A 25419-nucleotide genomic window follows, 5' to 3' on the forward strand; every position below is an offset into this window, starting at 1 on the left:
GTTGTTTGTTTAAAAAGTAAAAATAAAAAAAAAGGTTTAGCAATTGCTAAACCTTTTTTTTATAATTAGTAAAATTAACTACTATAAGTTAGCGTCAATTTTATCTGTATATGTTTTTTTAGGAGCTGCACCTACTTGTTTGTCAACTACTTCTCCGTTTTTGAAAATTAATACAGTAGGGATATTTCTTACCCCGTATTTAGCAGCAAACTCTTGGTTAGCGTCAACATCAACTTTACCAACAACTGCTTTACCTGCGTATTCACCGCTTATTTCATCAACAATAGGAGAAACCATTCTACATGGTCCACACCAAGCTGCCCAAAAATCAACTAATACTGGTTTGTCTGATTTTAATACTACTTCTTCAAAAGAAGCATCTGTAATTTCTAATGCCATTCTATTATATTTTTATTTAGAGGTTATTATTTCTCGTTTACTATTACAAATGTAAACAAATATTTTGCCATTTCAATTTTAAGAAAATTAGTTTTTATTATCACTATATCAATAGTTTTTATTGCTAGTTTGTTTTTTAGTATCTAAATAATCTTTATTTTTGTTCGATAATAATAAGAGGAGAAATTTGTTCTGATTGCAACCTCATTAAAAAATGCTAAAGCAGTATCTACTACTTCTTTTTGCAGCAATCAAAATAAACTTCTTTCATTCAACATAAAAAAGAAGAAAATTATGCCATATTTTTTTACCTCTGAAAGTGTTTCAGAAGGACATCCTGATAAAGTAGCTGATCAAATTTCTGATGCTTTAATAGATAATTTTTTAGCTTTTGACCCTGAGTCTAAAGTAGCTTGTGAAACATTAGTTACAACAGGTCAAGTGGTATTAGCTGGAGAAGTAAAGTCGAATACGTATTTAGATGTTCAAAAAATAGCTAGAGATGTAATTAACAAAATTGGATATACAAAAGGTGAGTATATGTTTGATGGAAACTCATGTGGAGTTTTATCAGCAATTCACGAACAATCTGATGATATTAATAGAGGTGTAGATAGAGCTAGTAAAGAAGAACAAGGAGCAGGAGATCAAGGAATGATGTTTGGGTATGCTACTAAAGAAACTGAAAACTATATGCCTTTAGCGTTAGATTTATCGCACTTAATATTAAAGGAATTAGCGGTTTTACGTAGAGAAAATGATGCAATAGCATATTTACGTCCAGATGCAAAAAGTCAGGTAACTATTGAGTATTCTGATAATAATGTACCACAACGTGTTGAAGCGATTGTTGTTTCTACGCAACATGATGATTTTGCTGATGATGAAGAAATGTTAGCAAAAATTAGAAAAGATATTGTTGAGATTTTAATTCCTAGAGTTAAAGCTCAATTAACACCAGAAATTCAAGCGTTATTTAATGATGATATTAAATATCATATTAATCCTACTGGGAAGTTTGTAATTGGTGGACCCCATGGTGATACAGGGTTAACTGGACGTAAGATTATTGTAGATACTTATGGAGGAAAAGGAGCACATGGAGGTGGAGCATTCTCAGGAAAGGATCCTAGTAAAGTAGATAGATCTGCTGCTTATGCTACGCGTCATATTGCTAAAAATTTAGTAGCTGCTGGTGTAGCTGATGAAGTTTTAGTACAAGTTTCATATGCAATTGGAGTAGTGGAGCCAATGGGAATTTTTGTAGATACGTATGGTACTGCTAAGGTTGATTTAAATGATGGTGAAGTAGCTAAAAAAGTTTCTGAGATTTTTGATATGCGCCCACATGCAATTGAATCTAGATTAAAATTACGTACACCTATGTATAGTGAAACAGCCGCTTATGGGCATATGGGACGTGTAAATGAAGTAGTGTCTAAAAGTTTTACTCAACCAAATGGTGAAAGTAAAACAATGGACGTAGAGTTATTTACTTGGGAAAAATTAGACTACGTAGCTAAAGTTAAAGAGAGTTTTAACTTGTAATAACTTTTAGTAAAAAACTATATAATGAGCCTCAGGATTTCCTGAGGCTTTTTTGTTGTTATAGAAATAATTTTTAAAAAGCTGTTTTTATATTTTAGATAGTTAAGTTTTAAACTATAATAAAATAGATTGTTTTGTCACTTTTTCTAGTAAAATGATACTTGAATTTTTACGGAAAATCACATTATTTTCTGCGGACATCACCTTTTTAATAAAGAACCTTATAAATAACTTTGTATATATAATATACTTAATTATGGAGGAGGTAGTTTTTAAAGCGTTATTATTTAATACAAAATTTAATAGAATTGAAAATTTTATTCAAGAGGTACTTGATAGCAATAACGATATTACGTATGAAGATGTTAAAGAATCTATATTGAAGCTAGTTTTATATCGATTTATAAAAATTGATAATAATTTATCTCCAGAAAACTGTATTTTAAAAGAAGCCAATTTTTATGAAGCACAACGATTAGGAGGAGTTAATTCGTGGTTAGAAAAAAAGAGAGCAGTAGCTTAATTCGTTTTAAAATTTAAAAAAAAACAATCTAAAATTAAAACAATACCTTCTTGAGGTAAGTCATTCTTCTATTTTATTTCAAGTCACTTTCCAGGAATAAAGTTAAAGGTATAGCTAAAGGAATTAAATTTTACGCTCTACCACGTAATCAATCATTTGCAATAAAGAATCTTTATAAGTAGAGTCAGGGTAATTATTAAGAATAGCTAATGCTTTATTTTTATAATCATGCATTTTTTGAGTAGTGTATTCTAATCCGCCATTATTTTTAACAAAAGTAATTACTTCTTTAACTCGTTTCTTATTCTTGTTATGTTTTTTTACAGAATTAATTAACCAAGCTTTTTCCTTTTTAGAGCAGTTATTTAGCGTGTAAATTAAAGGTAATGTCATTTTTTGTTCTTTAATGTCAATTCCTGTTGGCTTTCCTATTTTGTCTTCAGTATAGTCAAATAAATCATCTTTAATTTGAAAAGCGATACCGATATATTCACCAAATTTACGCATTTGTTGTACAGTTTCATTGTTTGCGCCAACAGAAGCAGCACCTATACCACAACAAGCAGCAATTAGTGTAGCGGTTTTTTGACGTATAATTTCAAAATAAATTTCTTCGGTAATATCTAATTTACGAGCTTTTTCGATCTGTAATAGCTCACCCTCACTCATTTCTCGAACTGCGATAGAAATAAGTTTTAAAATATCGAAATCTTCATTGTCAATAGAGAGAAGTAGCCCTTTTGAAAGTAGAAAATCACCTACTAAAACAGCAATTTTATTTTTCCATAAAGCATTAATGGAAAAGAAACCTCTTCGACGATTACTGTCATCAACCACATCGTCATGAACTAGCGTAGCAGTATGAATTAATTCTACAACTGAAGCACCACGATAAGTTCGTTCATCAAAACCGCCATCAGAAACCATTTTGGCAACTAAGAATACAAACATTGGACGCATTTGTTTTCCTTTTCGACGAACGATATAATAGGTAATACGGTTTAATAATGGAACTTTAGACAACATGGCATCTTTGAACTTTGTTTCAAAGAGTTCCATTTCTTTTGCTATAGGAAGTTTTATTTGCTCTACTGGCTTCATAATAGTGGACAAAAGTAAGAATAAATTAGGGATTGTTTATATTTGAAGAATAAACAATATGCATAACTGTGAAACATTTTTTAGGAGTAGTTTTTTATTTATTTTTTACAATTTCGATTTCAGCACAAACATCAAAAATATTTCCTGATGATTTTTTAGGAATTTATAAAGGAGACTTAACTATAAATAGCAAAAGAGGAGTTCAAAAAATACCTATGGAGTTTCATTTGTTAGAAACTAAAACAGAGGGAAAATATGATTACAAGTTAGTGTATAATGGTCAACCAAGAAATTATACATTAGTTGTAAAAGATAAAATAAAAGGAATCTTTGATATTGACGAAAATAATGGCATTATTTTACCTGTACGTGTAGTTGGAAATGTTCTATATAGTTTTTTTGAAGTACAAGGAAATATGTTAACTAGTCGTTTGGCTTTTACAGATGATAAGGTTGATTTTGAAATTTTATTTACTGCAACTAAAAATAAAATAACTACAGGAAAAGGAACGAAGGAAATACCCTTTGTATATGGATACCCTATTTCAGTTGTTCAGCGAGCTTATTTAAAAAAGAAAAATTAGTTAAAACTTCTCACTTTTTTTAATCGTTTCCAAGCTGCTTTATGTCGTCGTTTATAAAAAGACATAGTTCCTCTGTCTAAACCAAAGTAAAATAAACTTATTCCAGCTGGAGGATTAGCACTTGGTAAGAAATTAAGTTTATTAAAGGCAACTGATGGCCATTGCCAACATTCTAAACTAGTTCCTATAAGTTCAGTAATTGCTACTACACAATACATAACTAGAAAAAATAAACGTTCTTTAGGATGTTTTCTTAAAAAGTAAAAAACAAAAAAAGTACATACAAAGCCTAAAATATCATTTTTAAGAATTAAAAAATATAAAGAAAAAGGAATAATAAGTGAAGTACAAAAGACTTCTATTTTTTTTCTATTGTATTTTACTTGTGACTTTCTGCTAAAATAATATACTAAAAGAAACACGATTGCGTGTCCTGGTGGTATATAATGTGGAATATTTTTCAAACGATAGGTATACATGCCTAAAGTTTTAGAAAAAAGATATTCTCCTACAATTGCTATAAGTGTAGCGTATATTAAAAGTTCTCTTGTTCTAGATGTTGCTTTATAATATAAAAAGAGAAATAATGGAATAATTAATAGCGTAATTATATGTTGCGTATTATGATAATAATGTTCCGCAATAAATTTACTATCTAAAAAAAGGCCTAATGAAATAGCAAAAAATAACCATCCTAGGGTTTGTAAAGTTTGACCTAAGAGTGTTTTTGAAAAAATCATTTACGATTTGTTGGCCAATTGTCCACAAGCTGCATCAATATCTTTTCCTCTAGAGCGTCTAACATTAACCACAATATCATTCATTTCTAAATTTGAAATATAATTGTTTAAAGCTCTTTCGGAAGCTTGTTGAAATTCGCCATCATCAATAGGGTTGTATTCAATTAAATTAACTTTACAAGGAACATATTGACAAAACTTAACTAAGGCATCAATGTCTTCTTTTTTATCATTAATTCCATTCCAAACTACATATTCGTAGGTTATTGTTTTGTTGGTTTTCTCATACCAATATTCTAAAGATTCTTTTAAATCTTTTAAAGGAAAAGTACTGTTAAAAGGCATGATAGAAGTTCTTACTTCATCAATAGCTGAGTGTAATGACACAGCTAAATTAAAACGCACTTCATCATCTGCCATTTTTTTTATAATCTTAGGAACTCCAGAAGTAGATACTGTTATTCTTCTTGCAGCCATTCCTAATCCTTCAGGTGAAGTAATTTTATCAATAGCTTTAATAACATTGTTATAGTTCATTAAAGGTTCTCCCATTCCCATAAATACAATGTTTGATAATTTATGGTTGTGGTACAATCTACTTTGCTTATCAATTGCAGCTACTTGGTCATAGATTTCATCTGCATTTAAGTTTCGCATACGTTTTAAACGAGCAGTAGCGCAAAATTTACAATCTAAACTACAACCAACTTGACTAGAAACACAAGCAGTAGTTCTTTTTTCAGTAGGTATTAAAACAGATTCAACAATTAAACCATCATGTAGTTTTATGGCATTTTTAATGGTACCATCTTTACTGCGTTGCATGGTGTCAACTAAAATATGATTGATAACAAAATTATCATCTAACATCTTACGTGTTTCTTTAGATAAATTAGTCATGTCATCAAAAGAGTGGGCTACTTTATGCCATAACCATTCATACACTTGGTTACCACGAAAAGCTTTATCGTTATTTTTTACAAAAAAATCACGTAATTGTTCTTTAGTTAATGCGCGTATGTCTTTTTTCTTACTCAAACCTATTAGATTGAAAATTGATTGTTAAAATTTAGTTGCAAAGTTAAACTAAAAAACTGGTAACCATTTTTGATTACCAGTTTTCTGTTATAATTTATTGTGTTAATTATAAAATTAACATTGCATCACCGTAAGTGTAAAACTTATATTTTTCTTTGATAGCTTCTTGATATGCTTCCATCATAAAATCATGACCTGCAAAAGCAGAGACCATCATTAATAAAGTTGATTTAGGTGTATGGAAGTTTGTAATCATACAATTAGCAATACTAAAGTCATAAGGAGGGAAAATAAATTTATTTGTCCATCCGTTGTAATCATTTAATCTGTTGCTAGAAGATACAGAAGATTCTACTGTACGCATTACTGTAGTTCCTACGGCACAAACTTTACGTTTTGTGTTTATGGCATTGTTAATAGTACTAACACTTTCTTCTGGAATTATAATTTTTTCAGAATCCATTTTATGCTTAGATAAATCTTCAACCTCAACTGGGTTAAAAGTACCTAAACCAACATGTAAAGTCATTTCTGCAAAATCAATTCCTTTAATTTCTAAACGCTTCATTAAGTGTTTAGAAAAGTGTAATCCAGCAGTTGGTGCAGCTACAGCTCCTTCATGTTTTGCAAAAATAGTTTGGTAACGGTGTTCATCTTCTGGTTCAACATCACGTTTTATATATTTTGGTAAAGGAGTTTCTCCTAATTCTAGTAATTTTTTTCTGAATTCTTCATAAGAACCATCAAATAAGAAACGTAAAGTTCTACCACGAGAGGTTGTATTGTCTATTACCTCAGCAACTAAACTATCATCATTACCAAAAAATAATTTATTTCCAATTCTGATTTTACGAGCAGGATCAACTAGTACATCCCATAAACGATTTTCAGCATTTAATTCACGTAATAAAAATACTTCAATACGAGCTCCTGTTTTTTCTTTATTACCAAACATACGGGCAGGAAATACTTTCGTATTGTTTAACATCATTACATCACCTTCATCAAAATAATTGATTAAATCTTTAAATAATTTATGTTCAATTTTTTGAGTATCACGGTGTAATACCATTAAACGAGCCTCATCTCTATGTTCTGAAGGATATTCTGCTAATAATTCTTCTGGTAATTCAAATTCAAAATTTGATAACTTCATATGTAAAATTTTCTAAACGATGGCAAATATACAATATCGAAATAGGCGTTGTCAAGTTAATAACGTATTATTTTATAACTCGCAAGTATCTACCCCTATTTTATTCATATCATTCCAGAAGTTTCTATATGATTTTGTTACCACTTTAGCTTCTTTTATTACAAGTGTTGTTTTTAAAGCTAATGGAGCAAAAGCCATTGCCATTCGATGATCGTTATAGGTTGAAATTTGTATGTCTTTATTAATTTTTGTTGAAGGTTTTAAATGTAAACTTTCATTGGTAACTTTAATAGATGCTCCAAGCTTGGTAAGTTCTTCACGTAGTGCCTCTAATCTATCAGTTTCTTTGATTTTTAAGGTATGCAATCCAGTTAAATCGCAAGCTATACCTAAACCAAAACAAGTTACAGCAATTGTTTGTGCTATATCTGGAGCATTTTTTAAATCTTGAATAAGAGTATCATTAATATGGGCTTCATTTTTGGTTAAAATAATACTGTTTTTTTCAAAATGAGTAGTAACTCCAAAATGCTTGTATATAGTAGCTAAAGAGCTATCTCCTTGTAAACTATTTTCTTTATAAGCAGTTAATTTTACTGTTGATTTTATTGCGCTCATTGCAATTAATGAGTAAAAATAAGACGCTGAACTCCAATCAGATTCTACTACGATAGTTTGATTGTTTGTCGCAGTTTTAGGAGAAATGTTTATATTTTGTCCACTAAAACTAGCTTCAATTTCCAATTGGTGTAGCAGTGAAAGTGTCATGTTTATATAAGGTACAGAAGTAATTTTACCTACAAGTTCAATACTAAGGCCATTTTTTAAACTAGGTGCAATAAGCATTAATGCAGATATGTATTGGCTACTTACATTACCATTAATAGAAACAGTATTTTTAGTTAATTCTTTACCTACAATTTTTAAAGGAGGATATCCTTCTTTTTTTAAATAAGTTATATCAGCACCTAAAGAGCGTAATGCATCTACTAAAATTTCAATAGGACGGTTATGCATTCTATCTGATCCTTGTAAAATTTTTGTAACTCCCTGTTGAGATGCAAAAAAAGCAGTTAAAAACCTCATAGCTGTTCCTGCATGACCAATATCTGCTATTTCTTTTTTAGAAGATAAAGCATCTTGTAAGTGATGAGTATCATCAGAATCAGATAAGTTTTCAATGTGTAAATTAGGATATAATTGTTGTAAAATTAATAGCCTGTTCGATTCACTTTTAGAACCTGAAATAGTAATTTCAGCATCTAAAGCTGTAGTTGTTGTGTTTAGTTGTAAGTTCATGGGGTTTATGCCATTTTTTTGTTAGTCATCCAAATTCCATATAAAAAGCTTAGTACGATTTTGAAACCCCAAAATTGTTTCCATTTTCCTTCTGAAAAATTTGTTTGGTTAACAAGATCAAAGTTTCCTGCAAAAATATCACGCCAGCTATTCATAAATAGCGTAATAATTGTTACCACTATAAAAAAAGGAATGGCAACCTTGGCTACGTTTTTCCAAAATATTGGTTGTTGTATTTTTTGTAATAAACTCATTTATTTTAGTTTTTCGTTGTTGTGATGACGATTATGGTCTCGTTTTGTTTTTATATCTAATTTCTTATCAAAAGCCTCTTGTAAATTAATTCCTGTTTGGTTGGCTAAACAAAGTACCACAAACATAACATCAGCTAGCTCTTCTCCTAAATCTTTTTCTTTGTCACTTTCCTTTTCACTTTGTTCTCCATATCTACGCGCAATAATTCGGGCAACTTCACCAACTTCTTCTGTTAATTGCGCCATATTGGTTAATTCGTTAAAATAACGAACTCCATGATTTTTAATCCAATCATCTACTTGTTTTTGTGCGTCTTGAATATTCATTAGATAGTATTTTTAATCTTCTATTAAGAGTTCAAATATAAAGTTTCTTACTGCTAATTAATTCTCCAAGGCGGATTTTTTCTATTCTTTCCAGCTTTATATAAAATAAGTTTGTTTCCATCGGGATCTTCTAGGTGAGCTTCACGCCAAAGCCAAGTTTCACTTTTAGGCAACTGAGAAAATTCTATACCTTTTTCTTGTAGTTTTTCTACAAGAGCATCAAGGTTTTCATCTTCAAAATAAATTATAGGAATATTTTCTGTTGCAATGTGATCAACTTTATGAATAGATAGTGTGCTATCTCCATTAGGTAATTCAAAACGGACATATCTAGGACTTGCATCTACAATAAGATGCAAGCCTAGTTTTGTGTAAAAAATTACTGCTTTATCAACATTAGTTGAAGGCAGAGTTACTTGGTTTAAGTTCATGTTTTTCTTTTTTAATTACACGCATTAATAGTAGAAGCGCTAACATTCCTACAATTGATAAGCCTGTCATGATACTCCATGTACTATCGAAACCTAATTTATCAATTAATTGTAATCCTGCATTATGACCAAATATATGAGATGCTGAAAAAGCAATGCTATAGTATGCCATATATTCTCCCTGATTTCCTTTTTTAGCTCTATCCATTACAAATGCATTTGAAAAAGGAAAGGCTATCATTTCACCAATAGTCATAAGTAACATACCTATTATTAATACACCTATCCAGCCAGTAAGGTTTAATACTAAAAAACTTAAGCCGGTTAAAAACAATCCAAAAAACATTAAAAACTCTTTTGAGTATTTACTTTTTTGCAGCCACGCAATTAAAGGCATTTCAAGGGCAAATATGATAAAACCATTTAACCCTAGAAGTAAACCAATTTTTAATTCAGACAAATGATGTTCATCTTTATAATATAGAGGCATTGTTGAAAAATACTGTAAGAATATAAACCCGAACATAAACATACTCACAAAAAAGATCCAGAAAGCTTTATCAGAGAAAACTGATACTGGATTTTCTACTTTTACTTCATCAACGACTTTTGATTTTTTAGGATGCAATACATTTATTAATAAAATAGTAGCTAAAATACAAGTAACACCATCTACCCAAAAAAGTCCGCTATACCCTAATGAGGTAATAATAATTCCTCCAACCGCTGGTCCAGCTGAAAAACCTAGGTTTATCGCTAAACGAATTAAAGTTACTGAACGTATTTTGTTTTCAGGTTTACTGTAGGCACTTAATGCAACAAACATTGCTGGTCTAAAAGTATCAGCAACTAGCATTACTAAAAATATACCAATACAAAATCCTGAAAAAGTATCAACAAATTGTAATGCTATAAATAATAAACCTGTTAAAAGCAAACTAGCTTTCATTACTTTATAGTATCCAATTTTATCCGTTAATTTACCACCTAACCATGACCCTGCTACTGAACCTAGTCCAAAACAGCTCATAATCCAAGCGACATCGATTTTGGTAAATTCTAAACTTTTGGTTAAATACAACGATAAAAATGGAATAACCATTGTTCCAGCTCTATTAATGAGCGTAATTAAGGCCAGCCACCAAACTTCTTTTGAGAGGCCTTTAAATGTGTCTAAATAATTGAAGTACAATTTTTTCATAGTGTTATAAATTTAGTTGTTTGGAAGTGATATAAAAGTAAAAAGTCCGACTGTGAAGTCGGACTTTTTATAATAGTAATATTTTATTTTCATATAATCATAATACATTAATAGCCCGATATCTTCTGTGCCTAACAGATGATTTACATTGCTTATATGTATTATAAATTGTCATTTTTCTATATAATTATGCCGTAAAACTATAAAAAAAAGGAATAGCTTTTACAAATGATGGTTATTAATTTCTTCTTTATATTGATTTTAGATAAGTAATACTGATTTAGTTAAGGGGGAGTCAAAGAAAATAAAACTAGTATTTAATGTAAATTATCGAAAGGTATTTCGACTTAAAAGGTAATTGTATTCAATTCGTCGATAGTAATTTACCTTTCAACTTAAATTGTAAATTGAATTTGAATAGTTGTGCTATTTTTGAAGTGTAGATGAAACATAAAGTAAATTTCGCCAAATAGATAGAAGTCACTAAAAAGAAACATTTACAGTAATAATACAAACAAATAGAAAAAATTATATAAGTATGTTTATGATACCTATTTACCTTTTAATTGTAATAGCTTTTTTATTACAAACGATAATCGCTAGACCTACACACTTTAAACCAGTTTATATAAAATTGGTTTGCTTGGAGAAGCATCATTCTCAAAAGGTGCAATCATAAGATTTAAAAAGTATGTTCCATCTTTTATACTATTAGGAACGTAAATGAATTCTGTTATGGTAGCATTAAAACGAATGATTCCCTTCGTATTCCAAAATGCATTATGCGCTAATAACTTTCCTTCATCTTTTTCTTTATCAACTGAAGGAAGGTCTATTAGCAAATGCTTAATCCCAATTTCTTGTAAATAAACAGCCGCTTCTTCTAACATATATGGAGGATTTGTATTAGAATATCTAGCTGATCTTTTTTCTTCTGAATTAGGGAGTGTTCTAATTACTATAGCCTCACATGTTTTGTTTTTTAATACTTTTTGAAGTTGTTGTAATGTGATTACTTGATCGCCATTAGATTTTTTTTCAGGTGCTATCGTCACCACTTCTGCAAGAAAGAAAAATTTTTGTAAATTTTTATTTATTGAATGCACATCTTTAGTTATGTGTCCTACACACTCAGTATGTGTTATATGTGCATGCGGATTAAATGCAATGTTATTAAAATTCACTGCTGAACCTGCAGCAACACTTCCTACCCAATTATCAGTTGAAACAGGTGATATTTCAGGTTCTTCTATATACCAAGCATTAATATTTTGTTTAGAAATGTTTATAGGAATTGAAATATCTAATGGGTTAGATAAATCAACGGTATACTCTTTTAAACGATGTTTAATAGTTGCAATCATGGGCTAAAGATACTTAAATTATAAACAAATCACTAGCTAATCCATCTGCTAAGAACATTCCTTTTTGGGTAGTTTTTAATACTTCGTTTCCTGTTTTCGAAACAGTTATTAGTAATAATTTTTCATTTATAAACTTTTGAGAGTTTGTAATTAATTTTTTATACAAAACGTCACCAAAATCTTGTTTTATCTTAGTTAAAGAAACACCCCAAATTGTTCTAAGACCTGTCATTAAATATTCATTAAATTGATCTTCTTTGGTTAGTTTTTCAACTTCGTTAGGTAAGTTTCCAAGTTGTATGTTTTTAATGTAGTTAGCATTATTAGCAATGTTCCAACTTCTATGAGTATTGTTAAAAGAATGAGCTGAAGGACCAATACCAATGTATTTTTTACCTAGCCAATAACTTGTATTGTGTTTTGAAAAGTAATCAGGTTTTCCGAAATTAGAAATTTCATAATGAACAAATCCATTTTTAGAAGTTTCCTCCATTAAAATATTAAAATGCTCTTTTGCTTCGGTTTCATCAGGTTCAGGATACTTTCCATTTTTCACAAAACTATCTAATACAGTTTTAGGTTCAACTGTTAAGGCATATGATGAAATATGATTAATTCCAAAATCAAAAGCAATTTGTAAATTTTCTTTCCATCGTTTAGTACTCATATTTGGTACTCCGTAAATTAAATCGATGGTAATATTATCAAAATGGCGAGTAGCTATAGCTAAACATTCTTTTGCCTCTTTTGAATTATGAGCGCGATTCATGCTTTTTAAATCTTCTTCAAAAAAAGATTGAACACCAATACTTAATCTATTAATAGGAGATTTTGCTAATTCTTCTATTTTTTCTTTAGATAAATCATCAGGGTTTGCTTCCAATGTAATTTCAGGAGATTCTATTACATTGTAATTTTTATAAATGGCATTAAGAAGTTGGTCAATTTCACTAGCTGTTAATAGGCTAGGGGTCCCTCCTCCAAAATAGATAGTTTCTATTATTTCGTTTTGTAATTCGTTTTTTCTTAGTACTAATTCTTTTATTAAACAATGAACTAATTCATCTTTCTTTTTTAAGGAAGTTGAAAAGTGAAAGTCGCAATAAAAACATGCTTGCTTACAAAAGGGAATGTGTAAATAAATTCCTGCCATTATAAATATTAGTTAATTTATTTTTTTAGGATTCTGTTTTACAAAAGCTGCCCATCCAGTATAATTTTTTCCTCCAATTTGTTTTCCAGAGTTATAATAATGACAAACAGCAGCAGCTAAACCATCAGTTGCGTCTAAGTTTTTAGGTAACTCTTTCAAATTAAGTAACGACTTAAGCATTAAAGCAACTTGTTCTTTACTTGCTGTTCCTTTACCCGTAATAGCCATTTTAATTTTTTTTGGTGCATATTCAGTAACAGGTATTTCTCTAGATAAACCTGCAGCCATAGCTACACCTTGAGCACGTCCAAGTTTTAACATTGATTGAACGTTTTTGCCAAAAAAAGGAGCTTCTAATGCAATTTCATCAGGGTTGTAAGTATCTATTAACTCTATAGTACGTTCAAAAATGAGTTTTAATTTTAAATAATGGTCGTCATATTTTTTTAATAGTAATTCATTCATTTGAACAAATTCCATTTTTTTACCAATGATTTTAATAATACCAAACCCCATGATAGAGGTTCCAGGGTCAATACCTAATATGATTTTTTCTGTCTTCAAATTTTATTGTACTTTGTACATGCACAAAACTAATCAAATATATTTTTAATGAGTGTATTCGGGCTTAGAACTTCAAATCCGGCATTTACCAATTATTTTTGGAAGAAGTCAAAAAGTTATTCATCAAATAAAATGACTTTAGGAGGGATTATAACAAAAACCCTTTTCATGTTAGTATTAGTATGTTGTACTGCTTTTTATACCTGGCATTTGTTTTTTAGTGGAGTAGTGGTAAAGTGGCATACATCTATTGGAGCTTTGGTAGCTGTTTTTTGTAGTATTTATATTTCATATAAACATAATGTAGCTAAATATCTATTGCCAGTATATGCGTTGGCTAAAGGATTTTTTCTGGGCGGTATAAGTGCTTATGCTCATAAACAGATTCCTAATTTACCTTTTCAGGCTGTTGGTGTTACTTTACTTACATTTTTTGTAATGTTCTTTTTATATAAATGGAGAGTGATTAGAGTTACTAAGGCGTTTCGATCAGCTATAATAACCACATCTGTAACTATATTTTTGCTGTATTTTATAAGATGGATATTTTGGTGGTTTGGAATTAGTGTTTTCTTTTTATCAGGCAATTCAAGGTTTGCTATTGCTTTTAATATTTGTACAGCTATTGTAGCATCGTTGAGTTTGTTATTAGATTTTGATTATATACACAGATACCTTGGTAAAGCTTCTAAAGAAAGAGAATGGTTGGCTACTTGGGGCTTTCTAATAACATTAATTTGGTTGTATGTTGAGGTTGTACGTCTTTTTAAAAAAATAACTTTTCGATAATAGTTTATAGAAGCTATTTTTCTATTCCTTTCTCCCCTTGTTTTATACTTGATTTTTAATGCTTTGTAACCTTTTTTAATGAATTTGGTTAAAAAATCGGTCTTTTTGTAATAGTAAATTTTATCTAAAACAGATACTCAATGAATAATATTAATGTATTTATTATTGAGGATACCCCCGCAGAAAGCAATCGATTAGTAAAATTTCTTGAAGCTAATAGTTATTCTATATCTGGTGTAGCTAAAAGCTTTAGAGAAGCTTTAATTCTATTTCATAAAGTTAAAGTAGATATTGTTATAATTGATGTTTTTTTGAATGGTAGTCCTGATGGAATTGCGTTTGCAGAAATGATCCAAGCCAATCCTGAAACAGCAAAACCTTTTGTGTTTTTAACTAACTCGGTAGACCGACAACTTTTTTTGAGAGCTAAATTAACAAGACCTTATAGTTATTTGATGAAGCCATTTAACGAGTTAGAAATTTTGTATGCTATTGAAATGGCTGTTTCAATGTTTTATACAGAAGACAATACTTTTTTGAATGAGGAAGAAGAAACAATTATAAGTGAAAATTATGTTTTTATAAAAAAAGGAAAGAGTTTAAAAAAAGTACATATTAATGATGTTATTTTTATTGAAGTTGAAGAGAAATACTGTTCTATAGTTACAGCAAAAGAAAAGTTTGTGATATCAATATCACTCACAAAAATTTTAAAACTTTTAGATAATTCATTGTTTTGTAGAACTCATAGAAACTTTATCGTTAATATTGAAAAAATTGAAGAGATTATTCCTGTTGATAACCTTATTATACTAGATAAAAAACATAAAGTACCTCTTAGTGAAAAATATAGAGGAGTTATAAAAAAAGTGCGTACATTAAAATAACGATTAGTTAGTGCTTACATATACGTCATTGCGATGAGGTACGACGAAGCAATCTGTTATTCTATTAGAATATTATTTCATTTCGCTAGAGCTACGTCCTTAATGACAGTTGTATACGTCATTGCGAGGAAGTACGATGAAGCACCTGCAATTCGATTAGTAAGATTACTTCACTTTGCTAGGCTACGTTCTTAATGACGATTATATATGTCATTGTGAGGAAGTATAACAAAAAAATCTGCTATTCTATTAGAAAGATTACTTCACTTCGCTAGACTACGTTCGTAATGACGATTATATATGTCATTTCGAGGAGGTACGACGAAACAATCTGTCGATTTAAAAGCTATATCCTCAATTTTCCTTTTCTTATAGCCGAAAACGCCTGTTTTATAGGGTTTTAATTATTTTGTTTTGGTTTGTTACCTAATTTTACTTCGAGAAACATAAACACTAGCTAGTTATTTTTTTCTTTTAAAAACCAAACTTGTGGAGCAGTACCCACTATAAAAAACGAGGCGATATCCGAAAAGCCTTATGAGTAGGAATTTTAAAACTAATAACTATGTCTAATACAATCGATATTTTAACAGTAGTTGATGCAGTATCTTTACAAGAAGCAGTAGCGTCAGGAAAATTAAAAAAAGGAACAAAAACAAACCCAACATCTTTAGGGTCGTATGGTACATCTGATGCTTATATTTATATGATAACTGCTAATAATTACGTAGTAAATGACCAAGCAAAATCAGAGTTAACAATAGCTGCTAATGTAGGAGATACTGTTCGTTGGATGATTACTTGTCCAGGGGGAGGAACAGGAAATAATGTTATATTAATGGATTGGAACTCTAGTTCTGCTAGTGGTATTATAGATCCAATTTCTTTAGATATTGACATTGATTTATATGTGGGTAGTGCAACTGTTGCTCCTAACCCAGTAGAGTTTCAAAACTATTGTTTTGCAGGAATGTTAACTAAAAAAGGAAATGTACAGTACTATATTACTTTTCAATTATTAGATGAGCATGGAGCTGATTTAGGTTTTTACTTATGGGATCCATTTATTAATGTTGCTAATTAAGCAAATAAATTAATTTTATAAAACGTGAATAAAGTGTTTAAACATTTTATTCACGCTTTTGTTTAGCTTCTGATGTATCGTTTTAAAAAACATCATTGCGATGGAGAGAAAACGACTGAAGTTATCTACTTATTGAAATGATATAATAATATTATGAACCCGTTCCAATAATTTCTCATCTTATACCAAAAAAAATAGGTTTTGCACTCATTCTTTTTTCTAGTTTACTATTTTGTTGTTTCTTTAAACTAAGAAAAACAAAATTAATTTAAAACTAATTATTATGTCAACATCTAAACTTTTTACGCCAGGAACTGAATTCGGAACAGTTCCAGCTTCCAGTTCTGCTGGGAAAAAATTAACATTGTTAAAGCCTTCTAGTCGACCTTTAGCACCTTCAGTGAGCGTGAGTTCGTCATCATCAGGAGACTCAAGAGAGATTGTCCTTTCATGTGTTGTTTTAATTTCTGAAGAAAATATGCCTAAGAATGGTAATGATATTGATTTTGGTACTCCTATTAATTTTCAAGTAAATGGCTTAGTAACAGATGTTAATAAGATATCTATATATATATCTAATGGAGGGTCTTTTATTCCTTCTAAAAACTTTTATCCTTTTGTAGTAAATATTCAGTTTAAACCATCACAGGTAAGTCATTTGAATAATAACTTCAATAGTATTAAAGTAATTAATTGGGATGCAGATCCAGAAGGTTCTAGGGGGACTGAGACTACAGTGAAAGACCCAATGGGAGGCTAATACTATTAACAAATAAAGGGAATTACTATTCTCTTTATTTGTTTTTAATTTTTACTAAATTGCTGAAAATTTAGTAAATGAGTGTTAAATTTAAGTTTTTAATTTTTTTCGTTTTTTTTAGTCAATTATTATCTTCTCAAGATAATAAAAAACAAAATATTTTTTTTACTCAGATAAAAAATAAAACGGAAAAATTTAATAAAAATAAAATATTTAGTAAAGTTCAGACTTATTTCTTAGAAAGTAAGTTCGACTCAGTTCTAGTGTATTCTTCAAAATTATTGACTACTCAAAATGACTTCGAATTAAATGAATATTGCTACTTTTTAAGAGGGTATAGTTTTTACAAAAAAAGAATATTTAAAGAAGCTAGAAAAGAGTTTTTTAATATTTCTAAGAAATTTGAATTTTATCAAAATACTCAAATACTTTTGGGTACTATTGCTCTAGAAAAAAAAGAGTTTAATAGGGCTATATTATATTTTAAGGAAGTAGAAAAAGATGGTTTTAATGAGCTTTTAGGTATTGACAAGAGTAATGTATTGTATAATTTAAGTTTATGTTATCTACATCTTAAAAAATTCGATAGAGCTGAAGGCTACTTAACAGAAAATATAAAATTAGTTGAAAAACAAAAAGATACATTAGAAATAATAGAATCGTATGGAAATATAGCTAATTTTTATTATGAACAGTATAAAGACAATTTAGCAATTCCTTATTTTTTGAAAGCTTATAAGCTTTCAAAAAAATTAACAATTGAAAGTAGTATAAAGGGAAAAATATTTAATCAAAAAAGAAAGACAGCCAAAAACATGTCTGCTGTTGAAGAGAATCGTAAGGACTATAAAAAAGCATTAAAATATCGCAAAGAATCACAACAATGGAAAGACTCTTTAAATAATCAAAATACAATTTATGAAGTAGCCCAGAAAGAAAAAGAGTTTGCAGTTAAAGAAAAACAAAAAGAGGTTACTTTTTTAGAAGCTGAAAATAAAATTAAAGAAGCACAAAAAAAAGAGCTTTTATATGCCGCTATTGTGTTGTTAATTTTATTATTAACTAGTGTTTACTTTTATAGAGAAAAAGTAAAACGAAATAAAATTATAGCACATCAAAAAGAAGATTTAGATGCTTTAAATGCTACAAAAGACAAGTTGTTTTCTATTGTAAGTCACGATTTACGTTCTTCAGTAAATGCTTTAAAAAGTAGTAATGTTGTTTTGTTAGATAATTTAGCCTCTAAAAATATTGATGCATTGGGTAATTTATTAAAGAAAAATAGTGCTATTGTTAACGGTGCGTATGGGTTGTTAGATAACTTATTGCATTGGGCGTTGTCGCAAACTAAGCAAGTTTATTTCGAAATAAAATCTACTCGACTGTTTTTCATGGTGGAACAAATGGCTTATAATTATAAACCTTTAATGTTTGAAAAAAATATTCATTATGAAAATAAGGTGTCTAAAAAAGATCTTGTTTTAGCAGATCAAGAATCATTAAAGTTAATTATTAGAAATTTGTTAGATAATGCTATAAAATTTTCTAATAAAGATGGAGAGATTAAAGTATATTCAAGAAATGTAGAAGAAAATTTTTGCGATTTAATTGTAGAAGATACAGGTATGGGAATGACAAATGAAACTCGTTTAAAGCTTTTAGAAGATACGTTACTACTATCTAAAAAAGAACACGAAGAGGTTATTGGTACTGGATTAGGATTGCAATTATGTAAGACAATGGTTAAAAAAAATAATGGAAAATTTTCTATAGAAAGTGAATTAGGTGTAGGTACAAAAATGATTGTATCTTTACCTAAAAAACAAGATAATGGATAATGTTAATGTATTTATTATAGAAGATACTCCAGCAGAAAGTGATCGTTTAATTAAAGTGCTAGAAGCCAATAATTATGTAATTACTGGAGTTGCTAGAAACTTTAAAGAAGCATTAACTAAATTTTACCAGGTAAAGGTTGATATTGTTATTATAGATATTTTTTTAAATGGAGTAGCTGACGGTATTTCTTTTGCAGAAACTATTAGTATTGTTCCTGAAGCTACAAAACCATTTGTTTTTTTAACTAGTTCTACCGATCGTCAAATTTTTGAAAGAGCAAAGCTAACTCAACCATTTAGTTATTTAATGAAACCTTTTAATGAGTTAGAGGTTTTATATGCTATTGAAATGGCAGTAGAAAAATTTTATGACCAAAATGATGTTTTTTTAGACGAAGAAGAAGATACTGTTATAAGTAGCGATTACTTGTTTATTAAAAAAGGGAAGTCGTTAAAAAAGGTATTACTTTCTGATATTATTTACATTGAAGTTGAAGAGAAGTATTGTAATATCATTACAGAAAAAGAAAAGTTTGTCATTCTAATTTCATTAACTAAAATTTTAAAGCTATTAGATTCGTCTATTTTTTGCAGAACACATAGAAACTTCATTATAAACATGGAGAAAATACTAGAGATTGTACCTTCTGATAATCTTATTTTATTACAAGGCAATCACCATGTTACCTTAAGTGAGCGTTATAAAGATATAATAAAAAAAGTCCGTACGTTGAAATAGTGCCATCTACAATCTCATTGTAGATGTGAATTTGTCTTTTAATAACATCTTAATTGTTTCTAATAATACATTTTAGGATTAAAAGCTTTGCGAAAATATAAAAAAGTCATTGCGATTGAGGTACAAAAGAAGCAATCTATTGGTATTGGTTAGCTAACAAATTAATCTTACATCATTGATGGTATTTATATCAAACTATAAAGTGTAAAACATATAATAATTAATACTCCATTCCATACTTTTCTTCCTTTGTGGAAAAGAATTCTTGTCTTATTCCATTTTTTATATTTCTAGGGTACTTCTAAAGTAATTTTGAATTAGAAATAATAGTTAACTACAATTTTTCGAATTTAATTACTAACCCAAAAAAGAAATTATGTCAAATACAATTAACATAACAAAATGTGATAATCAACTTGTTCTTTTTGCTGTGAATGGAAGCGAAAGTTATGAAATATGTAATATACAAAGTGGGAATTTTCATGCAGTAGATTTAGATATCAATGTAGAAGCAAGTGAAAATGGAACTTTTTCAGGTACATATCAACCAGAAGGAGGTACATCAAAAGATTTAAGTGGAGCTATCACTGTAAAAATACCAGCAGGAAACTATTCTTTAGTATATGCAGGTTTAAATTGGGGAGGGCCTTATAATTTTGAATTTACTTTAAATGATGGTGAACCATACAGTTTATTAAATAAAGAAGATAAACCATTAGAAGGAGTGGTTTGGGCTCAGGGTAATTTAAATATAACATTAGATGTTAAGGCTACGGCTACCGTTTAAAATTAATTATTAATAATAACGAAACTGCCTAAAAATTCATCATTAAAGTCATTGCGAATTTTTTTATTTAAGAGTAATCTGTAAATCAGATATTTTAAGATGACTTCATTTTATTTGTAAAGACAATTTTTAAACAGTTTAGTTTACTAAAAAAAACAGAAATTATGTCAAAAGTATTTCAATTATCAGTTTTAAGTCAAAATGATCCAGGAGCAGCAGATGGAGATAAATTATGTTGTAAAATTGTAGGTGTATGCAACGGATCATTACGTGAAGGATCTTTCCCAGTAAATGAAAATGTTGCTTTACCAATACCACCACAAGAAGGGAAACAAGCACCAGCAACTCCAACTTGGTTTTTAATACCAGAAAATGGTTTAGAAGGAAGCTTTACAGTTGAAATTTTTTGCCCAACTGATCCATCTTACCCTAGTAGAACAATAGCTGTTTCTGAAGTAGATGTTATAAATTGGGCAAAGGTGCCTTTTGGGGAAAGAGAAAATCAAATTTATGAAGGTGGAGAATATGGTATTTTTGGATTTGCTCAAGAAGGGCCAATTTATACTATTACCGCTGGGGTTTTAAATCCAAGAAAAAACGGGAACTAGGGAAACTGTATAAAAAGTGAGTTTATGCGTTTTACTTTAAAGAAAAACTCAGAATTTAATTTTAAATTCTGAGTTTTTTTGTGGTATTATTTTACTGAATGTTATTCTTTGTATCCTAACATGTCATCAATAGTATTTGCGGTTACTGAATGATAGTTAGCACGGGATTTCTTATAAATAGCTAATGCTTCATCTACTTTGCTACTGTTTTTATACGCTTTAAAAATAGTTGATACATACCAACGTCTACCAACGTTAGTTAAAAAAGCTTCAATAGTAGCATCAACATTATTACCTCTATAATTATGCGTTATGGCTTTTTCAAACCAAACCATAGCAATGTAAGAGTTTGTTGAGCTTGTTAAATTAAAGGTAGTATCAAGTGTTGTTAATTGTTCTACTGTAATTTCTTTAGGGAAATTACGAATGAAGTGAACCCATTCTTGTGTTGTCCAGTTTTTTGTAATAGTAGCATCAATCCTATTTTTGTTAATAAACTCAGATAACACTTTTTCTACATTACTAAATTTATCAGAAGTGATTATTGATTGATTTTTAGGAACTCCAGGTTTGTAAATCCATTCTTCTGTATTAAATTCAACTTGATTTTTTTCTAAAAGATTTGCATTTAAATAAGTAATAAACTTTTCAGTAGTCATTGTAGAGAAGGCGTGAGTTTTAAAATAATTTTTTAAAAAAACATCAAACTTTTCTCTACCTACAGTTTCTTCTAAAGTTCTTAAAAATAAATATCCTTTATCATAAGCAATGCTATTCATTCCGTCATCAGGATTACGTCCTTTTAAGTTCAATTTTAATTTAGTGTCTTCAGGAGAATCTTTAAAGCCTTCTAGCTCATCTTCTAAATCTTGTTTAGCTATAAGTGCTAACATGTTGGCTCTGTCTTTTCCGTATAAAGCTTCCATAATACGTAGCTCAAAATAAACAGTGAATCCTTCATTTAACCAGAAATCATCCCAGGTAGCATTTGTAACTAAATTTCCAGACCATGAATGTGCTAACTCATGAGCAATTAATGAGGTTAAACTTTTATCTCCAGCAATAACAGTTGGAGTTGCAAATGTTAAACGAGGGTTTTCCATTCCTCCAAAAGGAAAACTAGGAGGTAAAACAATAACGTCAAACTGTTCCCAGTCATAATCACCATATAAATTTTCAGCAGCAGCAACCATTTTTTCCATGTCTGAAAATTCTTCATGCGCTTTATCTAACACAGATTTTTCAGCATAAATACCAGTTCTATTACTAACAGCTTTATATTCTATATTACCAACAGAAAGTGCAATTAGGTAAGGAGAAATAGCTTGTTTCATTTTAAATGTATAAATACCATCCTCATTTTTTACTTTAGGATTCTCGGCACTCATTACAGCCATCAATGAAGATGGTACTTTTACAGTTGCGTTATAGGTAACTCTAATTTGCGGACTATCTTGTATTGGTATCCAAGTACGGGTTAAAATAGCTTGCCCTTGTGTAAATAAAAACGGATCAGTTTTATCTGCAGTTTGTTGAGGTGTTAACCACTGTAAAGCTTCTGTTTTATTAGTAGTATTATAATGTATTGTGATAGTTTTTGTAGCTGAAGTAATAGGTATTTTTAAAGCTTTCCCTAATTGTTTATTAAAATCTCCAAGAGAAAATTTCACTTCTTTGTTGTCGGCTAGCACGTTTTTAATTTCTAAAAACTTGGTGTCTAAGATAATCTCAGAAGCTTCATTGCTAGTGATATTATATGTTGCAGTTCCTTCAATTTGTTTTGAATCGAAATTAACATTAATATCTAGATTTAAATGCTTAATAACCGCTTGGTTAGGTTTTGAAAAAGAGTGAGGCTCTTCTGCATATTTTTTACTTACTTTTTCTTCTTTCTTTATGTCTGTGCAGCTTGTTAAACAAATTAAGACTAAAAAACTTAAAAGATTTATTTTTTTCATGATGTGATTTTGTGGCACTAAAGTATTATTATATTTTTAAAATATTCATTTTATTGATAATTTAATAAGGTAGAGCATGTTGTTTTTATATAAGCTTGGTAGGTAATTTAATATTATTAGATACTTCATGAAATTAGTTCTATGGTTTCGTATTCTTATGCACAAAATTGATGTTTTTGTTCCTTTTTTTTCTAAAACATTAAATAGCTAGGGTACTTTTAAGAAGAAATTAAGTAATAAATACTTTAAAACTAATTATTATGTCACAAGAAACTACAAATTATCCAATAAATAAAGAACAATTATCAGGACAACATGGTGGTTCAAGAGAATTTGGACCATTACTTCTTACTTATAATTTAGATTTAACTCAAGAGAAAATAACTGTTACCGCTAAATTAGCGGGAGTTACAATTGGAATTAGGGTTATAGAATTAAATAATCCGTATCCTGTAGAAATAGCAGGTTCAACAGGGATTTCTAGAGCAGAAATAGAACTGACTGTAAATGCTAGTAATAAAACATTGAATTATAATATTAGTGTTGAAAATTTCGGTTCTAGAGTTTTTAAAGGAAGTGGAGTCCTTCTAGATTGGTAAAAATAAAAAGCTTGTTTAATTTTTAGTTAAACAAGCTTTTGTTTTAAAATGAATTTTATTATTTTCTATTTTACTTCAAGAGAAGTGAATTTGAATGTGTTTCCATCAAATAATCCTTTATCAGATAATTTTAAAGAAGGAATAACTAGTAACGCCATAAATGATAATGTCATGTATGGAGCACGAAGTTTACTCCCTAGTTGTTTTGCTATGGTATCTAACTCAGCATAGGCCTTTCCAATTTCATTAGCAGGTTTGTCGCTCATAATTCCAGCAACAGTTAAGGGTACTACCTTTTCAACAGTATTTGAAACTGCACAAATACCACCTTTGTTTTCAATTAAAAGGTTTACAGCTTTACAAATAGCTTCATCTGAAACACCTACAGCTATAATATTATGTGAATCATGGCCAACAGAACTAGCAATAGCACCTTCTTTCAATCCGAAATTTTTAATAAAAGCAATAGCTGGCTCTGAGTTTTGATAACGATTTACTACTGTCATTTTTAATACATCATTATTTATATTAGAAACTAAGTTGCCTTCTTTAATTAACGAGTTTACTTCAATTTCGTTGGTAATTAATTCACCGTCCAAAGCTTCAATAGCTCTTATTTTATCAGAAGAAGAATGAAACTCAAAATCAGATATAATTTTTTTATCAGCATTAAAATTATTTAAAACTTCAAATTCTACGGACTTAATAAAAGATTTTCCGTTTTCAGCAACTAACTCTCCATTAATATAATTTTGTAAAACATTAAATTCTTTTAAATCGTTAACCACTATAAAATCGGCATCATCTCCTTCTGTTAATAAACCGACCTCTAAATTATAATGTTTGACAGGGTTTATACAAGCAGCTTGTAATACTTTAAAAACATCAATATTTTTAGCTACAGCACGTTTACATAAGTGATTAATATGACCAACTAATAAATCATCTGGGTGTTTATCATCAGAGCAAAACATCATGTTTTCGAAATGATCAGGTAGTAAATCAATTAAAGCATCAAAGTTTTTAGCAGCACTACCTTCTCTAATAATAATTTTCATTCCTTTCTGAAGCTTCTCTAAAGCTTCTTCGTATGTAAAGCATTCATGATCTGTATAAATACCAGCAGAAATGTATTTAGTTAAATCATCCCCTCTTAAACCAGGAGCGTGACCATCTACAGGTTTATTGTAATGTTTAGCCCAAGCTATTTTTTTTAGAACTTCAGTGTCATCATATATAACACCTGGGTAATTCATCATTTCAGCTAGATACTTGATGTCAGGGTTTTCCATCATTTTTTTGATGTCATCTGAATCAATGATTGCACCAGCACTTTCAAAAGAAGTTGCAGGAACACATGAAGGAGCACCAAAATTAAATTTTAACGGGACTTTTTTTCCATTTTCAATCATAAAATTAACTCCTTCAATTCCTAGTACATTTGCTATTTCATGTGGGTCAGAAACAGTAGCAACTGTTCCATGAATTACTGCAATTTTTGCAAATTCAGAAGGAACTAGCATAGAGCTTTCAATATGAATATGTGCATCTACAAAACCTGGGATAATATAGTTTTCAATCGAATGATTAGCTTCTTTTATAGTAACTATTTTACCGTTTTTACATTCAATTTCGCCCTTATAAATTCGTCTATTAATAATATCAACTATATTTCCTTGTATTGTCAT

28 protein-coding genes are annotated in these 25419 nt (G+C 29.4%); 13 read left to right on the forward strand and 15 right to left on the reverse strand.

Going from position 1 to position 25419, the window contains the following annotated elements; translation table 11 throughout:
• Positions 1-81: 81 nt before the first annotated feature.
• Positions 82-399, reverse strand: a complete 318-nt coding sequence (gene trxA, locus ACKTTQ_RS16910; protein ID WP_093870293.1) for a thioredoxin — start codon at positions 397-399, stop codon at positions 82-84.
• 294 nt (positions 400-693) lie between these two features.
• Here trxA and metK point away from each other — a divergent pair, with 294 nt between their 5' ends.
• Complete coding sequence (gene metK, locus ACKTTQ_RS16915; protein WP_408049881.1) at positions 694-1947, forward strand: methionine adenosyltransferase; 1254 nt, start codon at positions 694-696, stop codon at positions 1945-1947.
• A 256-nt stretch (positions 1948-2203) separates the two neighbouring features.
• Complete coding sequence (locus ACKTTQ_RS16920; RefSeq protein WP_408049882.1) at positions 2204-2470, forward strand: hypothetical protein; 267 nt, start codon at positions 2204-2206, stop codon at positions 2468-2470.
• A gap of 123 nt (positions 2471-2593) precedes the next feature.
• Here the strand turns inward: ACKTTQ_RS16920 and ACKTTQ_RS16925 are convergent, their stop codons facing one another.
• On the reverse strand, positions 2594-3571 hold the full coding sequence (locus ACKTTQ_RS16925; RefSeq protein WP_113786882.1) for a polyprenyl synthetase family protein: 978 nt from the start codon (positions 3569-3571) through the stop codon (positions 2594-2596).
• 68 nt (positions 3572-3639) lie between these two features.
• Between ACKTTQ_RS16925 and ACKTTQ_RS16930 the strand changes: the two genes are divergently transcribed.
• Positions 3640-4155, forward strand: coding sequence for a hypothetical protein (locus tag ACKTTQ_RS16930; protein WP_093870297.1), 516 nt, complete (start codon positions 3640-3642; stop codon positions 4153-4155).
• Here ACKTTQ_RS16930 and ACKTTQ_RS16935 read toward each other — a convergent pair.
• The 11 genes from ACKTTQ_RS16935 to ruvC form a co-directional block, all read right to left on the reverse strand.
• Positions 4152-4895 (reverse strand): hypothetical protein, encoded by a 744-nt coding sequence (locus ACKTTQ_RS16935; RefSeq protein ID WP_113786881.1) that lies wholly within the window; start codon positions 4893-4895, stop codon positions 4152-4154. The genes ACKTTQ_RS16930 and ACKTTQ_RS16935 overlap by 4 nt on opposite strands.
• The gene (gene rlmN, locus ACKTTQ_RS16940) at positions 4896-5933 is read right to left on the reverse strand and encodes a 23S rRNA (adenine(2503)-C(2))-methyltransferase RlmN (protein ID WP_093870299.1); all 1038 of its coding nucleotides are present in this window, start codon (positions 5931-5933) and stop codon (positions 4896-4898) included. It lies immediately after the preceding gene.
• Positions 5934-6039: 106 nt separating this feature from the next.
• Positions 6040-7089, reverse strand: a complete 1050-nt coding sequence (gene queA / locus ACKTTQ_RS16945) for a tRNA preQ1(34) S-adenosylmethionine ribosyltransferase-isomerase QueA (protein ID WP_093870300.1) — start codon at positions 7087-7089, stop codon at positions 6040-6042.
• 72 nt (positions 7090-7161) lie between these two features.
• Positions 7162-8388, reverse strand: a complete 1227-nt coding sequence (locus ACKTTQ_RS16950; RefSeq protein ID WP_408049883.1) for a 3-phosphoshikimate 1-carboxyvinyltransferase — start codon at positions 8386-8388, stop codon at positions 7162-7164.
• Positions 8389-8393: 5 nt separating this feature from the next.
• Positions 8394-8642, reverse strand: a complete 249-nt coding sequence (locus tag ACKTTQ_RS16955; protein WP_093870302.1) for a hypothetical protein — start codon at positions 8640-8642, stop codon at positions 8394-8396.
• Positions 8643-8969 carry a nucleotide pyrophosphohydrolase gene (locus ACKTTQ_RS16960; RefSeq protein WP_093870303.1) on the reverse strand — a complete coding sequence of 109 codons (327 nt, stop codon included), beginning with the start codon at positions 8967-8969 and terminating at the stop codon, positions 8643-8645.
• 53 nt (positions 8970-9022) lie between these two features.
• On the reverse strand, positions 9023-9400 hold the full coding sequence (locus ACKTTQ_RS16965; RefSeq protein WP_113786878.1) for a VOC family protein: 378 nt from the start codon (positions 9398-9400) through the stop codon (positions 9023-9025).
• Entirely contained in the window at positions 9366-10601 is a 1236-nt protein-coding gene (locus tag ACKTTQ_RS16970; RefSeq protein ID WP_093870305.1) for an MDR family MFS transporter, read from the reverse strand. The genes ACKTTQ_RS16965 and ACKTTQ_RS16970 overlap by 35 nt, the downstream gene beginning before the upstream one ends.
• A gap of 614 nt (positions 10602-11215) precedes the next feature.
• Positions 11216-11965: a cyclase family protein gene (locus ACKTTQ_RS16975; RefSeq protein ID WP_299136575.1), complete on the reverse strand. Its 750-nt coding sequence runs from the start codon at positions 11963-11965 to the stop codon at positions 11216-11218.
• A gap of 13 nt (positions 11966-11978) precedes the next feature.
• The gene (gene hemW / locus ACKTTQ_RS16980; protein ID WP_113786876.1) at positions 11979-13118 is read right to left on the reverse strand and encodes a radical SAM family heme chaperone HemW; all 1140 of its coding nucleotides are present in this window, start codon (positions 13116-13118) and stop codon (positions 11979-11981) included.
• A 12-nt stretch (positions 13119-13130) separates the two neighbouring features.
• The gene (gene ruvC / locus ACKTTQ_RS16985) at positions 13131-13682 is read right to left on the reverse strand and encodes a crossover junction endodeoxyribonuclease RuvC (protein WP_093870308.1); all 552 of its coding nucleotides are present in this window, start codon (positions 13680-13682) and stop codon (positions 13131-13133) included.
• A 48-nt stretch (positions 13683-13730) separates the two neighbouring features.
• On the opposite strand from ruvC, the gene ACKTTQ_RS16990 reads away from it, so the two are divergent.
• The 9 genes from ACKTTQ_RS16990 (at position 13731) to ACKTTQ_RS17030 (ending at position 21174) form a co-directional block, all read left to right on the forward strand.
• The gene (locus tag ACKTTQ_RS16990) at positions 13731-14471 is read left to right on the forward strand and encodes a Bax inhibitor-1/YccA family protein (protein WP_299136573.1); all 741 of its coding nucleotides are present in this window, start codon (positions 13731-13733) and stop codon (positions 14469-14471) included.
• A gap of 140 nt (positions 14472-14611) precedes the next feature.
• Positions 14612-15358: a LytR/AlgR family response regulator transcription factor gene (locus ACKTTQ_RS16995; protein WP_093870310.1), complete on the forward strand. Its 747-nt coding sequence runs from the start codon at positions 14612-14614 to the stop codon at positions 15356-15358.
• 33 nt (positions 15359-15391) lie between these two features.
• Positions 15392-15553 carry a hypothetical protein gene (locus ACKTTQ_RS17000; protein WP_408049884.1) on the forward strand — a complete coding sequence of 54 codons (162 nt, stop codon included), beginning with the start codon at positions 15392-15394 and terminating at the stop codon, positions 15551-15553.
• A 370-nt stretch (positions 15554-15923) separates the two neighbouring features.
• Complete coding sequence (locus tag ACKTTQ_RS17005; protein WP_408049885.1) at positions 15924-16442, forward strand: AidA/PixA family protein; 519 nt, start codon at positions 15924-15926, stop codon at positions 16440-16442.
• A gap of 283 nt (positions 16443-16725) precedes the next feature.
• Positions 16726-17202, forward strand: a complete 477-nt coding sequence (locus ACKTTQ_RS17010; protein ID WP_408049886.1) for a hypothetical protein — start codon at positions 16726-16728, stop codon at positions 17200-17202.
• 77 nt (positions 17203-17279) lie between these two features.
• Positions 17280-19040 (forward strand): tetratricopeptide repeat-containing sensor histidine kinase, encoded by a 1761-nt coding sequence (locus ACKTTQ_RS17015; protein WP_408049887.1) that lies wholly within the window; start codon positions 17280-17282, stop codon positions 19038-19040.
• Positions 19033-19779, forward strand: coding sequence for a LytR/AlgR family response regulator transcription factor (locus tag ACKTTQ_RS17020; protein WP_408049888.1), 747 nt, complete (start codon positions 19033-19035; stop codon positions 19777-19779). Before ACKTTQ_RS17015 ends, ACKTTQ_RS17020 begins: the two co-directional genes overlap by 8 nt.
• A 376-nt stretch (positions 19780-20155) precedes the next feature.
• Positions 20156-20566 (forward strand): hypothetical protein, encoded by a 411-nt coding sequence (locus ACKTTQ_RS17025; RefSeq protein WP_093870315.1) that lies wholly within the window; start codon positions 20156-20158, stop codon positions 20564-20566.
• Between the two features lie 164 nt (positions 20567-20730).
• Positions 20731-21174: a hypothetical protein gene (locus tag ACKTTQ_RS17030; RefSeq protein WP_408049889.1), complete on the forward strand. Its 444-nt coding sequence runs from the start codon at positions 20731-20733 to the stop codon at positions 21172-21174.
• A gap of 101 nt (positions 21175-21275) precedes the next feature.
• Here ACKTTQ_RS17030 and ACKTTQ_RS17035 read toward each other — a convergent pair whose 3' ends face one another.
• On the reverse strand, positions 21276-23132 hold the full coding sequence (locus ACKTTQ_RS17035; protein WP_408049890.1) for a M1 family metallopeptidase: 1857 nt from the start codon (positions 23130-23132) through the stop codon (positions 21276-21278).
• Positions 23133-23392: 260 nt separating this feature from the next.
• Here ACKTTQ_RS17035 and ACKTTQ_RS17040 point away from each other — a divergent pair, with 260 nt between their 5' ends.
• Positions 23393-23731 (forward strand): hypothetical protein, encoded by a 339-nt coding sequence (locus ACKTTQ_RS17040; protein WP_408049891.1) that lies wholly within the window; start codon positions 23393-23395, stop codon positions 23729-23731.
• Positions 23732-23796: 65 nt separating this feature from the next.
• On the opposite strand, the gene ade is transcribed toward ACKTTQ_RS17040, so the two are convergent.
• Entirely contained in the window at positions 23797-25419 is a 1623-nt protein-coding gene (gene ade / locus ACKTTQ_RS17045) for an adenine deaminase (RefSeq protein WP_408049892.1), read from the reverse strand.

It is taken from the genome of Tenacibaculum halocynthiae (genome assembly GCF_964512825.1).
Taxonomy (GTDB): Bacteria; Bacteroidota; Bacteroidia; order Flavobacteriales; family Flavobacteriaceae; genus Polaribacter; species Polaribacter halocynthiae.